The 13,329-nt window shown below is 36.6% G+C and carries 12 protein-coding genes; 7 read left to right on the forward strand and 5 right to left on the reverse strand.

Annotated elements, in window-relative coordinates:
• Positions 1-5: 5 nt before the first annotated feature.
• The 4 genes from HNR69_RS08925 (at position 6) to iolG (ending at position 5,068) form a co-directional block, all read left to right on the forward strand.
• Positions 6-962 carry an ABC transporter permease gene (locus HNR69_RS08925; RefSeq protein WP_012341274.1) on the forward strand — a complete coding sequence of 319 codons (957 nt, stop codon included), beginning with the start codon at positions 6-8 and terminating at the stop codon, positions 960-962.
• A gap of 186 nt (positions 963-1,148) precedes the next feature.
• Positions 1,149-3,086 (forward strand): 3D-(3,5/4)-trihydroxycyclohexane-1,2-dione acylhydrolase (decyclizing), encoded by a 1,938-nt coding sequence (gene iolD, locus HNR69_RS08930; RefSeq protein ID WP_075294267.1) that lies wholly within the window; start codon positions 1,149-1,151, stop codon positions 3,084-3,086.
• Positions 3,087-3,159: 73 nt separating this feature from the next.
• Positions 3,160-4,056 (forward strand): myo-inosose-2 dehydratase, encoded by an 897-nt coding sequence (gene iolE, locus HNR69_RS08935; protein WP_011609723.1) that lies wholly within the window; start codon positions 3,160-3,162, stop codon positions 4,054-4,056.
• Between the two features lies 1 nt (position 4,057).
• Positions 4,058-5,068 (forward strand): inositol 2-dehydrogenase, encoded by a 1,011-nt coding sequence (gene iolG / locus HNR69_RS08940; RefSeq protein ID WP_011609722.1) that lies wholly within the window; start codon positions 4,058-4,060, stop codon positions 5,066-5,068.
• A 61-nt stretch (positions 5,069-5,129) separates the two neighbouring features.
• Here iolG and rsmE read toward each other — a convergent pair whose 3' ends face one another.
• The 5 genes from rsmE to tusA all read right to left on the reverse strand — a co-directional run bounded on the left by rsmE (position 5,130) and on the right by tusA (position 10,358).
• Positions 5,130-5,867: a 16S rRNA (uracil(1498)-N(3))-methyltransferase gene (rsmE, locus tag HNR69_RS08945; protein WP_075294266.1), complete on the reverse strand. Its 738-nt coding sequence runs from the start codon at positions 5,865-5,867 to the stop codon at positions 5,130-5,132.
• 117 nt (positions 5,868-5,984) lie between these two features.
• Entirely contained in the window at positions 5,985-7,295 is a 1,311-nt protein-coding gene (gene potE / locus HNR69_RS08950) for a putrescine-ornithine antiporter (protein WP_011609720.1), read from the reverse strand.
• A gap of 57 nt (positions 7,296-7,352) precedes the next feature.
• Entirely contained in the window at positions 7,353-9,512 is a 2,160-nt protein-coding gene (gene speF / locus HNR69_RS08955) for an ornithine decarboxylase SpeF (RefSeq protein WP_075294252.1), read from the reverse strand.
• 280 nt (positions 9,513-9,792) lie between these two features.
• Positions 9,793-9,957 carry a leader peptide SpeFL gene (gene speFL / locus HNR69_RS08960; RefSeq protein ID WP_075290466.1) on the reverse strand — a complete coding sequence of 55 codons (165 nt, stop codon included), beginning with the start codon at positions 9,955-9,957 and terminating at the stop codon, positions 9,793-9,795.
• 161 nt (positions 9,958-10,118) lie between these two features.
• Positions 10,119-10,358: a sulfurtransferase TusA gene (gene tusA / locus HNR69_RS08965; RefSeq protein WP_041604994.1), complete on the reverse strand. Its 240-nt coding sequence runs from the start codon at positions 10,356-10,358 to the stop codon at positions 10,119-10,121.
• A gap of 72 nt (positions 10,359-10,430) precedes the next feature.
• Here tusA and HNR69_RS08970 point away from each other — a divergent pair, with 72 nt between their 5' ends.
• The 3 genes from HNR69_RS08970 to hemG are packed head-to-tail and all read left to right on the forward strand — an operon-like array spanning position 10,431 to position 13,026.
• Positions 10,431-11,039 (forward strand): YigZ family protein, encoded by a 609-nt coding sequence (locus tag HNR69_RS08970; RefSeq protein ID WP_075294251.1) that lies wholly within the window; start codon positions 10,431-10,433, stop codon positions 11,037-11,039.
• Between the two features lie 11 nt (positions 11,040-11,050).
• On the forward strand, positions 11,051-12,514 hold the full coding sequence (locus HNR69_RS08975; protein ID WP_075294250.1) for a TrkH family potassium uptake protein: 1,464 nt from the start codon (positions 11,051-11,053) through the stop codon (positions 12,512-12,514).
• On the forward strand, positions 12,514-13,026 hold the full coding sequence (hemG, locus tag HNR69_RS08980; RefSeq protein ID WP_075294249.1) for a menaquinone-dependent protoporphyrinogen IX dehydrogenase: 513 nt from the start codon (positions 12,514-12,516) through the stop codon (positions 13,024-13,026). Before HNR69_RS08975 ends, hemG begins: the two co-directional genes overlap by 1 nt.
• The last annotated feature ends 303 nt before the right edge of the window (positions 13,027-13,329 follow it).

Raw genomic sequence — 13,329 nt, forward strand, 5'->3', positions numbered from 1 at the left:
TTATTATGTCAAATGCTACGCTTAAAAAAATATTGAACGCCTATGGAATGGTGTTTATTTTAATTGCCTTATTTTTAGCATTATCTGCATCAATTGATGGTTTCTTTTCCGCTCGTACTGTTTGGAGTATTATTGAGCAAGTTTCTATGTTTGGGATCATTGCAATTGGAGTAACCTTTGCTATTATCACAACGGGGATTGATTTGTCCTCTGGTTCAATGGTAGCGATGACTTCTGTTGTGGCTGCTTCTATCGTAACTGGTGGCGATACAGTAAGTTCGGCATTACTTGCTTTTGCGATTTCAATTGTATTAGGTGCTGCAATGGGGGCTATCAATGGTAGTTTAACCGCTTTTGGCTCTATCCCTCCGTTTATTGCTACTTTAGGTATGATGATTATTGCCCGTGGTGGTGCTCAACTTTATTCTTCAGGTCGTCCAATTGATGCCTCTTCTGAAGCATTTACTTGGATTTCTGATGTTGATTTCTTTGGATTACCCGGTTTAGTACTTGTTTATATCGTAATTGTCATTGCTTCACACATTTTACTGAGCCGTTCAACATTTGGCCGTCACGTTTATGCAGTTGGTGGTAATTTAAACGCAGCAAAAATTTGTGGTATTAATACAACTAAAACATTGATTTGGGTTTATGTTTTCGCCGGTGCTTTGTCTGGATTAGTGGGGGCATTACTGGCAGCTCGTACTTATGCAGGTAACCCCTCTTATGGTTTATCTTGGGAGCTTGATGCAATTGCCGCAGCAGTGATCGGTGGGGTATCGCTAAGTGGCGGTATTGGTACAATCCCTATGTGCGTTATCGGTGCTTTAATTATTGGGACAACAAACAAAGGATTAAATATGCTGGGAGTTGATCCATATTGGCAACAAATTATTAAAGGTTTGATTATTGTTGTTGCGGTATTAATCGATACATTAAAACGCCGTAGAAAAGCAAATTAAGCAAAAGGTTACAAGAAAAAAATAGCAATTGTATAGTTGCTATTTTTTTTGTTTGTTGGGGAAGTGCGGTTAGAAAAATTTGATCAGCTCCACAAAAATGAAATTTATTTTTCATTTTTATTTTATTTGAAACGAAAATATGATTATATAGCTACAAATTTCAATTATCTGATTTGGGAGATGATGATGAAGACAGTGAGATTAACGGTAGCTCAAGCATTAGTAAAATTTCTTGATAACCAATATATTGAGTTCGATGGAAAGGTAACAAAATTCGTTGAAGGCATTTTCGGGATTTTTGGACATGGTAACGTGCTGGGTTTAGGTCAAGCACTGGAACAGGATAGTGGCGAATTGATTGTGCGTCAAGGACGTAACGAGCAAGGCATGGCTCATGTAGCAATAGGGTTTGCGAAGCAAAAATTACGCAAACAAATCTATGCCTGTACTTCATCTGTTGGTCCGGGGGCTGCAAATATGATTACAGCAGCTGCAACAGCAACGGCAAATCGTATTCCACTTCTTTTATTACCTGGTGATGTTTTTGCTACTCGTCAACCAGACCCTGTGTTGCAACAAATTGAACAAACTTATGATTTAAGTATTAGTACCAATGATGCTTTTCGTGCGGTAAGTAAATACTGGGATCGTGTAAGTCGTCCTGAACAATTAATGACAGCTTGTATCAACGCAATGCGTGTATTGACTGATCCTGCAGAAACCGGTGCGGTGACAATTGCATTGCCACAAGATGTTCAGACTGAAGCTTATGATTTTCCTGAGTATTTTTTACAAAAACGTATTCATCGCATTGAGCGTACACCTCCAACGGAAGCGATGCTACAAGATGCTTTGACCTTAATTCAAAATGCGAAAAAACCACTAATTATTTGTGGTGGTGGAGTGCGGTACTCTGAGGCGGCAGAGCAATTAAAAGCCTTTGCTGAAATTTATAATATTCCATTTGCAGAGACTCAAGCGGGTAAAAGTGCGGTAGTTTCTGAGCATTATTTGAATGTTGGCGGTATAGGTGTAACAGGTTGTGTAGCTGCAAATTTATTAGCACCGGAGGCTGACTTAGTCATTGGTATTGGTACAAGATATACTGATTTTACGACGGGATCTAAATGGATTTTCAATAATGACGAAGTGAAATTCTTAAATATCAATGTTGCTCGCTTTGATGCTTATAAGTTAGATGGTGTACAAGTTACAGCTGATGCCAAAGAAACGCTGGAAAAATTAACCGCACTTTTAGCTACAACAGGTTATCAAGCCCAATGGGGTGATAAAGTGGCACAGGCAAAAAAAGCGTTGGAAACTGAATTAGAGCGTGTTCACAATATAACTTATACCGAAGATTTTGTACCTGAAATTGATGATCGTTTAAATCGTGAGGCGGTTTATGCTGAATTTATGGAGATGACCAAATCTTGTTTAGCTCAAACAAGGGTGTTAGGTATTTTAAATGAAACATTAGGTGAAAATGATGTCATCGTGGGGGCTGCGGGTAGTTTACCAGGCGATTTACAACGTATTTGGCAGTCTAAAGGCGAAAATACCTATCATTTGGAATACGGTTATTCTTGTATGGGGTATGAAGTTAGTGCTGCTCTAGGGGTCAAAATTGCAGAACCTCATCGTGAAGTTTATACCTTCTTAGGTGATGGATCTTACATGATGTTGCATTCTGAACTGGTAACGTCAATTCAAGAAAATAGAAAAATTAACGTAATATTATTCGATAATATGACAAACGGTTGTATCAATAACTTACAAATTGGCCATGGTATGGACAGTTTTGCAACGGAATTTCGTTTCAGAAACAAGAATACCAATAAATTAGATGGGGGCTTTGTACCGGTTAATTTTGCTATGAATGCCGCATCTTACGGTTGCAAAACCTATCAAGTAACTACCGAAGAAGAGCTACGATTGGCTTTGGCTGATGCAAAAAAACAACAGGTTTCTACTTTAATTGATATTAAGGTTTTACCAAAAACGATGGCGAAGGGATATGAAAGCTGGTGGCACGTTGGTGTGGCTGAGGTGTCAAATAAAGCTGAAATTAATGCTGCCTATGAAGATTCTATTGCTCATATTGAGGTAGCAAGACGTTACTAATTTAACTTGATAGGCTCAATATTGAGCCCATTTATCATGAAATTCATTCATTCTTTTTAAGAAGGACAACAGTATGAAAGCTGAAAATGTAAAATTGGGCATTGCACCGATTGGTTGGACAAATGACGATTTACCGGAAATTGGTAAAGAGAATACTTTTGAACAGTGCGTAAGTGAAATGGCATTAGCTGGGTTCACCGGTAGCGAAGTGGGAAGTAAATATCCACGTGATATTGACGTTTTGAAACGTAAACTGGATTTACGGGGTATCCAAATTTGTAACGCATGGTTCAGTACATTCTTTGTTGATGGTAAAAAAGAAGAAACTATCAAAGGTTTTATAGAGCATCGTGATTTTTTACATGCTATGGGAGCTAAGGTTATTGGTTGCTCTGAGCAAAGTCGTAGTATTCAAGGTCAGAAAAAAGCAATTTTCAAAGAGAAAACTATTTTCACGGAAGCTGAATGGCAATTGCTAGCGGAAGGTTATAATGAGCTTGCAAAATTAGCCGCAGAAAAAGGCATGAAGGTATGCTTACATCACCATATGGGAACTGGTATTCAAACACCCGCAGAAATTGATAAATACATGGAAATCACTAATGATGATGTGTATTTATTATTCGATTCAGGTCACCTTTATTATTCAGAAGGCTCACAACAAGTTATGCTGGAGGTATTAGAAAAATATATTCACCGTGTTGTTCATGTTCACCTAAAAGATGTGCGTGATGAGGTTGTGGCGGAAGTAAAAGCAAATGATCTTAGTTTCTTGGAAGGGGTTGTTAAAGGTACATTCACTGTGCCGGGAGATGGTGTAATTGATTTCAAACCGATTTTTGATATTTTAGAAAAATATGATTATAAAGGTTGGATGGTTGTTGAAGCCGAACAAGATCCGGCAATTGCAAATCCGTTAGAATATGCAATTAAAGGTCGTCAATATATCAGAGAAGTTGCAGGAGTTTAAAATGATTAAAGTAGGTATTATTGGTGCAGGTCGTATTGGTCGTGTACACTCAGAAAGTATTACAAAATATGTAAAAGGTGCTGAAATCAAAGCGATTTCTGATGTTCGTGTTACTGAAGAGTTAAAAGAATGGGCAAAGGGAATGGGTATTCCGAATGTCTATGAAGACTATAAATTAATTTTACAAGATGCGGAGATTGATGCTGTTTTAGTCTGTTCTTCCACTAATACGCATGCACCGATTTCTATTGAAGCGGCTCGTGCAGGTAAACATATTTTCTGTGAAAAACCAATTGACGCAGATGTTGATCGTATTCAGCAAGTATTAGCAGAAGTGGAAAAAGCGGGTGTTAAATTCCAAGTCGGTTTTAACCGCCGTTTTGACCATAATTTCAAAGCAATTAAGAATGCGGTAGTCAATGGTGATATTGGTGAACCCCACGTTATTCGGGTCACTTCTCGTGATCCAGATGCACCGCCAATTGAATATGTAAAAGTGTCCGGCGGTATGTTATTTGATATGACAATCCATGATTTTGATATGGTGCGTTATTTGTCCGGCAGTGAAGTAACGGAGGTATATGCGGCAGGAGGTGTTCTTGTTGATCCGAAAATTGGTGAAGCGGGCGATATTGATACCGCAGTTATTACCTTAAAACTTGCAAACGGGGCAATTGCAGTGATTGATAATAGCCGTAAAGCAGTTTATGGTTATGACCAACGTGCAGAAGTATTCGGTTCTAAAGGTGCGATCCAAACCGCAAATGATACGCCGTCAACAGCAATTTTATCTAATGTGAATGGTGTCATCGCAGAAAAACCAAAATATTTCTTCTTAGAACGTTACATGCAATCTTTTGCTGATGAAATGGCGTGCTTTGTTGACTCAGTGGTGAATGACAAACCAACATTAGTAAACGGTACTGACGGTTTGCAACCGGTATTAATCGCAATTGCAGCGAAAAAATCATTGGATGAGGGGCGTCCTGTTAAAATGAGTGAAATTTCCTAGTTTAAGGAGATTGCAAGAAAAGGGCGGTAAAAAATTACCGCTCTTTTGGTTTGTACTTCTGTTACGTTGCCAAATCTCCGAAACAGACCTGTAATGCGGTGATTGCACTAAGTGCGGCAGTTTCTGTGCGTAGAACACGCTTACCAAGTAAAATTTCAGTAAATCCCTGAGTTTCTGTTTGACTAATTTCTTGTGCAGAAAGTCCTCCTTCTGAACCTATTAACAAGCGAACACCTTGCGGGGGAATTTCCGGTAAGGTACGAATTGTATATTTAGCTCTTGGGTGAAGATTAAGCTTTAAGGTTCCGTCTTGTTCAGCACACCAATCTTGCAATTTCATTAATGGGCGAATGTCAGGCACTATATTACGCCCACATTGTTCACAAGCGGAAATCGCAATTTTTTGCCATTGTTGGATTTTTTTCTCCATACGATCCTTATCAAGTTTTACTCCACAACGTTCAGACCATAATGGCGTAATTATGTTGACCCCTAACTCAACGGATTTTTGAATAGTAAACTCCATTCTTTCTCCACGAGAAATCACTTGACCTAGATGAATAAATAATGGACTTTCACGATTTTCCAATTGACGAGAGAGAATGTTAACTTCAATTGCTTTTTTATTTGTTTGAGTAATAATGGCAGGGTAAATATGGTTACTTCCGTCAAATAATTCAATTTGCTCACCTACCTGCATGCGTAGAACACGCCCTACATGATTTGCCGCATCATCGCTTAATTGACAAGTTTGTTGATTTTCTAAAGAGGTTGGATGATAAATTCGAGGAATACGCATATTATTTAATGGGTTAGTTAATTTTGTTGCTATGATAACAGAAATTAAAAGTGCGGTGAAATTTACCGCACTTTTTGTCATTGTATTTGTTGACTTGAAAAAATAAATAATTTTACCTTATTTTTTTATATCAAATTTATAAGAAATAAATCCATATAGCGTCCAACCGATGAATGTTACGATTGATCCGTATAGCATAGCTTGCTCACCTGCTGCGTATAAGGCATATAAACTATATAACGAACCGATGAAGGCAACAAATGTGGTAATTTTAGCTTTATTTAATGCTACTTTTTCTACTTTAAGTAAGACCATTAATGCAGCCATTGATAACAGATAAGGTATTACGTTGGTCACCACCGCCAAGTCTACTAAGATGTTAAATTGTTTGTTTAAAGATGGACTGATCGTCATCAGTGCTAATAAACTTTGAATTGCAGTAATTGTAACCATACCAATAATAGGTGCGTTTTTACTGGTCACTTTTTTGAAGAATGCTGGGAAATATCCTTCTTCGGCTGAAGATTTGAATACTTGAGCAATGGTAAACTGCCAGCCTAATAATGAACCGAAGCAGGACATTACCATTAAGCCCATTACCACTTTACCTGTTGTTTCTTCAAACATATGTGCAAAAGCTAAACCGAACGGTGCTGTTGAATTAGCAAGTTCCAAATTAGGAACAATACCGGCAATTACGTTGGTGGAAACAATATAAATAACCGCCGCACCTAATGTTCCGCCAAGAACTGCGATAGGAACATTTCTTTCAGGATTTTCTACTACATCAGTATTCGCACAAGCTGACTCTAAACCTAAGAAGGCCCATAACGTCATAGAAATAGATACGCCGATGGCTTCAAAAGTGGGAACGTTATGTGGGTTCCAAGCACTGACATACATTTCACCACTAAACCAGAACCAACCAATTAAACAAATCCCTACGACCGGAATAATTACTCCCCAGATAGTAAAAGAGCTGATGTTACCAGTGATTCTTGCTCCACCAAAATTCAAAACAGTTGCTAACCATAGTGTGAATATAGTGCATAGTGCAATGGATATCGGTGATAAAGTGACATTTAATAGCTCTGATCCGTATCCAACGGCGGATATTGCAATCGCAGTATTGGCAATGACTAGAGAAACTCCATAAGTGTAGTTTGCCATAAAGTTACCGGCTTTACCGAAAGAATATTCCGCATAACCACCCATACCGCCTGATTTTTTACTGAACATACCACATTGAGCAAAAGCATAGGCTAAAGCAGTTGAACCAACAGCTGTGACTAACCAAGATACAATTGAGATAGTTCCAATTTCAGCTAATTTTGTCGGTAGCATGATAATGCCTGAACCCATCATATTTACCATTGTCAGTATAGTGAGTTGTACTACACCGATTTTATTACTTTTTTGAGTACTCATAATTTTATCCCTCTATTAAAGTGCGGTTATTTGTAATTAACCGCACTTATTTTTTTATTATGCTTCAGTTAATACATATCCATAAGCACGTGTACGTCCATCAGGATCTTTTTGTAGATATACGCCCTGAATTTCCGGTGCGAATCCAGGAAGAACATTAATGCCTTCTTCCAGTGCAAGGAAATATTGTTGTACTGTCGTACTCCAACGTTCACCGGGAACAACACATAAAACACCTGGAGGGTAAGGTAATGCACCTTCGGCGGCGATTCTCCCCACAATATCTGTCAATGGAACTAATTCAATTTTGTTACGAACAAATTCGATATTCGCTTTTTGTGGGTTCATAGCATATTCCGGTAGAGTTGTTTTTCTAAACAAGTCACGTTGTAGCTGTTTAACATTTCTACTGACGTAAAGATTGTGCATTTCTTGACATAATTGTCTGATAGTGTAGCCCTGATAGCGTTCCTCATTATTTTTGTACACAGTAGGCAGTACATCTTTGAGTAATGAATTTTGTTTGATATGTTTTTCAAACGCAGCTATTTGAGCAACTAAAGTTTGCATTTTTGTCAATGTTTCAGCTGGTGTAAGCAAGAATAAAATGGAGTTCAAGTCACATTTTTCAGGAATGATTCCATTTTCTCGCAAGAAGTTAGCAAGGATTGTTGCTGGAATACCAAAGTCTTCATATTCCCCTGTTTCAATGTTAATCCCCGGAGTTGTGAGCATGAATTTACAAGGGTCAACAAAATATTGATTATCTGTATAACCCTCAAATTTATGCCATGTATCATTTGCATGGAAATTGAAAAACTCAAGATCATTTGCAATTTCTTTAGTATCGTGATCTTGCCATTTTTTACCTTTCACATAAGGAGGAATAAATGGTTTGATTAAAGTGCAGTGCTTAAGCATTAACTTTCTTGCCTCGATACCAACTTCTACACACTCGGCCCATAGACGTTTCCCTGCAGGAGAACCTTGAATTTGAGCGTTTACATCCAGAGTGGCGAATAGAGGATAGAATGGGCTGGTAGACGCATGCAACATAAAGGCATTATTAAAGCGTTTGTGATTGCAATATCTTGCTTGTCCTTTAATATGTTTGTCTTTTTTATGAATTTGTGATGTTTGTGAGAAACCTGCTTGTTGTTTATGTACCGATTGTGTCACGATAATACCAGGGTCATTTTCATTTAAATCTAGTAATAATGGAGAGCAATCTTTCATCATTGGAATGAATTGTTCATAGCCGACCCATGCAGAATCGAACAAGATGTAATCGCATAAATGTCCAATACGTTCAACAACTTGTTTGGCGTTATAAATTGTTCCGTCATAAGTACCCAATTGAATAATTGCAAGACGGAAAGGACGTTTCTCTTCAAGTTTTTCCGGTGTCACTTCTGCGATTAATTTTTTAAGATATGCTTCTTCAAAACAGTGGTTATCAATACCGCCGATGAAGCCGAATGGATTACGGGCAGTTTCCAAGTAAACAGGGGTTGCACCCGCTTGAATTAAAGCACCGTGGTGATTTGATTTGTGATTGTTGCGGTCAAATAATACTAGATCACCCGGTGCAAGTAGTGCGTTACAAACCACTTTATTGGAGGCGGAAGTTCCGTTTAGCACAAAATATGTTTTATCTGCATTATATACTTTTGCTGCATGTTGTTGAGCATCACATGGAGCACCCTCATGTATTAGTAAATCTCCCAATTTCACATCAGCATTACAAATATCTGAACGGAAAATATTTTCTCCATAGAAATCGTATAGATAACGGCCGGCTGGATGTTTGCGGAAATATTGACCGCCTTGGTGTCCCGGACAATCAAATGCCAAATTACCCATTTCGACATATTCGCTTAACATTTTAAAGAATGGAGGTAACATTTTTTGCTCATAAAGAGACGCAGCTGTTTCAATTTGACGGCTATACAAATTGATATCATAGCTGTTTAGATCTTGAACATGATAAACCTGATCAAAATATTCATCAGAAAGTGTTTCACCTTCATTTAATACGACAAAAATAGGAATATTAAATTCAGTCGTTTTTATTTGTTGAATATACTTAACATCTTCGGCAGTCAATATTATTGCACCTATATCGGTGAAATCAGTTTGATTTAATAAAACTAATTCACGAGTTGATGTAAAATATTTTTGCACTAATGGGCTATGTGCGATTTTTAATTTTAACATAAAAGACTCCTTTGTCTTATTTAAAGAATACAAATCACCCTCTCACAATAAATATAGAAATAGTGAGATAGCTTACTTTTAAAGTTTTATAAATTATTAATATAAACAGTACGTGAATTTTTATATTTATTTAACTATAAAAAACACGAACACTTATTCTAGAATTAAGAACAAACACAGGTTTTTATTTATCAAGAAAAACCGTATAAAGAATATAAAAATTCTAGGACAAAATATTAATAAAGTAGAAAACCGTGAAATCCCCTTTATTTAAAGGGAATTAAATGGAAAAGAATTGATATGGATTACTTTTAGAATGGAGAATAGCAAAAGAAAAACAAGAACGATGGGACGGTTTCATAAGGTGTCGAGTACGACGAATATGTGCCATCAAAGAGCGACCCTTAATAGGGTTATATTCTTGACTATAATTGTGGTCTAACATAATAGCCTCCGAAATTTATTTTGCTTATATAGTTTTAGTTGACTATCGAAGCAAATTTTGCGCCTATAAAATAAAAAGTCAATAAATTTTATTTTTTTTTTTTTTTTTTTTTTTGACGGAGATCACAAAAATTAAATTTTGTTACTATTTTATGATATGACTTATTTTCCTTTTTTGATCCAATATTTAAATGGAGTGTTTTCTAAATCACTTTTTAATAAATTATGATCCATAAATTGACAAAAGCTAGGAATATCTCTAGTTGTGGCAGGATCATCTGCAAGAATTAATAATATTTCTCCTTCTTGCATATGGCGAATTTTTTTGCGTAAGAGCATTATTGGTTCCGGACAACGTAATCCAATTGTGTTTAGAGTTTGTGTTACAATAATATCAGTCATAATAATTTCTTTGTTAGAATAGAAAGCGTGTATGATAGCGTCCAATTTCTTTAGGGTCAAAATAAGCAAAGTATGAAATATCTTATTCCCCAAAGTGCGGTTGTTTTTGAAGAAGAAATTAAGAAGAGCCGTTTTATTACTTATCTTCAGCATGCAGAAGGTTTGGAGCAGGCTAAAGCATTTTGGCATTCAATAAAAAATCAACATCCAAATGCTCGTCATCATTGTTGGGCAACGGTTTCGTTACAACCCGGTAATTCGCAAGGATTAGGGTTTTCTGACGATGGTGAACCTAGCGGTACGGCAGGAAAACCTATGTTGAATGCTTTATTGGGGAGTGGTATTGGTGAAATTTCTGCTGTAGTTGTTCGTTACTATGGGGGAATTTTGCTCGGTACAGGGGGATTAGTGCGAGCTTATGGAAATGGTGTGCAACAAGCTTTGCAATTGTTACAGACAAGTTTAAAAATAGAACGAAAAATTTATCAACTTTATTGTGCGTATCATCAGGTCAATTGGTTACATGTTTTATTTGAAAAATATAATATTAGGATCATTTCTCAACATTTTTTACAGGATGTTCAATTTGAGTTGGGTATAAGTGATGATAAACTGGCAGCATTTCAGAATGACTTATCTAGTTATTCAGCAGGACAGTTAAGATTATTAGAAAACAAATAAGAGAGAAAATTGTGCATATTTTATCTATTCTGCGTATAGTGGGAATTCTAGTAACTTGCTTTTCCATTACAATGTTAATTCCGGCTTTTATAGCGTTGATTTATGGAGATGGGGGTGGAAAGGCTTTTATCTTGTCGTTTTTTTACAATCTTTCAGCCGGAGTTGGGTTATGGTGGCTATGTCGAGCACATAAGGCAAGTTTACGTTCACGTGAAGGATTTTTAATCGTCACAATGTTTTGGGTTTTGCTCAGTTTATTGGCAGTTATTCCTTTTATGTTGTTCGATGAGCTAACATTGAGCCTTGCCGATGCTGTATTTGAGTCTTTTTCAGCCTTAACTACAACAGGGGCTACAGTAATTTTGGGGTTGGATCATTTGCCAAAATCCATCCTTTTTTATCGTCAACTTTTGCAATGGATTGGCGGAATGGGATTGATTGTATTAGTGGTTGCGATTATTCCATTGCTTGGTATTGGTAGTGGTCATTTATATCGAGCGGAATCTTCGGGGCCAATGAAAGATCAAAAAGCCTTGCCTCGTATTGGTGAAGTGGCAAAATTATTATGGTTTCTCTATTGTATATTGACTATTTTCTGTGCGTTTGCTTATTGGGCTGCGGGAATGAGTTGGTTTGATGCGATTTCTCATAGTTTTTCTACGGTGTCAAATGGCGGAATGTCCAATTACGACGCCAGTTTAGGTTACTTTGACAATCCGGCTATTTATTTGATTAGTGCTGGTTTTATGCTGATTAGTGGTTGTAATTTTGCTTTGCATATTCGAGCATTAACTAATTGGAAATACCAACCTGTCTGGAAAATTTACGCAAGAGATCCTGAATTTAGGTTTTTCTGTGCAATTCAAGGGATATTTATTTTCTTATTATCGTTAGGGTTATATCTGACCTATGAAAATTATTCTGTTTTTGATGCTTTCTCACAAGGTGCGTTGCAGTCAGTATCAATGGCAATGACTTCAGGTTATACTTTATTTGATTTAAATCAGCTTCCGGCTTTTTTGGGGATGTTACTGGTCTTTATGGCAATATTAGGAGGATGTGCGGGATCTACTACAGGTGGTTTAAAAATGATTAGAGTGCTTGTTGTATGGTTACAAATCAAAAGAGAATTTAAACATTTAGTTCACCCTCATTTGGTTATTCCAATTAAATTGGGGAAAATGTTATTGGCACAGAGAGTTATTGATGGGATATGGGGATTTTTAATTGCATTTTTCTTAACCTATTGGGTATGTGTATTTGCGGTTATATTATGTGGAATGAATGCTGCTGATGCGATGTTGTCTGTCTTTGCCACACTAACAAATGTTGGACCAGGTTTGGGAATAATTAGCCAAAGTTTTTCACAAGTTCCGGATAATGCTAAATATGTATTTTCTTTTGCTATGGCAGCTGGTCGTTTAGAAATTTTTTCTCTTTTACTTTTGTTTACGCCGACTTTTTGGAAATCATAATGAAAACATTGATTTTATATTTAAGCCGAGAGGGTCAGACTAAAAAAATCGCAGAATATATAGGCACAAAATTTGAAAAAAGTGCGGTACAATCTTTGCTTGATTTTTCTGGTGATTTAGCTACCTTCGATCGTATTATTATTGGTGCCTCGGTTCGCTATGGTCATTTTGATCAAAGACTTTATCAATTTTTGCAAAAAAATACCGCACTTTTACAGCAGAAAGAGAGCAATTTTTTTGGTGTGAATTTGACAGCTCGTAAAGAAAATAAGAATACACCGGAAACGAATGTTTATGTTAGGAAGTTTTTGCAACGTATTCGGTGGAAACCCAAATATGTAGGGGTGTTTGCCGGAGCGTTGTTTTATCCTCGTTATTCTTGGTTTGATCGGATGATGATTAGATTAATAATGAAAATAACAGGGGGCGAAACCGATGTAAGTAAAGAAATTGAATATACAGATTGGGAAAAAGTAGACGATTTTGTACTAAAAATTAGACAAGGTGAATGAAAAATCAGCTTTTGATTATATATTTGAATTTTTTTTGCAAAGATTGCTTGCAAGGAAGTGATAATTTTCTATAATACGCCTCCTCCTCTTTTAGAGGGGAATGAGAAATGAATATCATAGATTATTTGGAAAAATTTTAAGTAATCACTTGACATGAGGTTTCAATCTCACTAAAATTAGAAGCCTTGCATTTTTGATGCAGTGTAAATTGTTCTTTAACAAACTATCAGACAAACTGTGTGGGCACTTGTGAGACTGTATTAATAAGAGATTAAAAGAGTAAGATAAGTGCTTAAACTAGAG

The organism is Histophilus somni (genome assembly GCF_014202395.1).
GTDB lineage: Bacteria > Pseudomonadota > Gammaproteobacteria > Enterobacterales > Pasteurellaceae > Histophilus > Histophilus somni.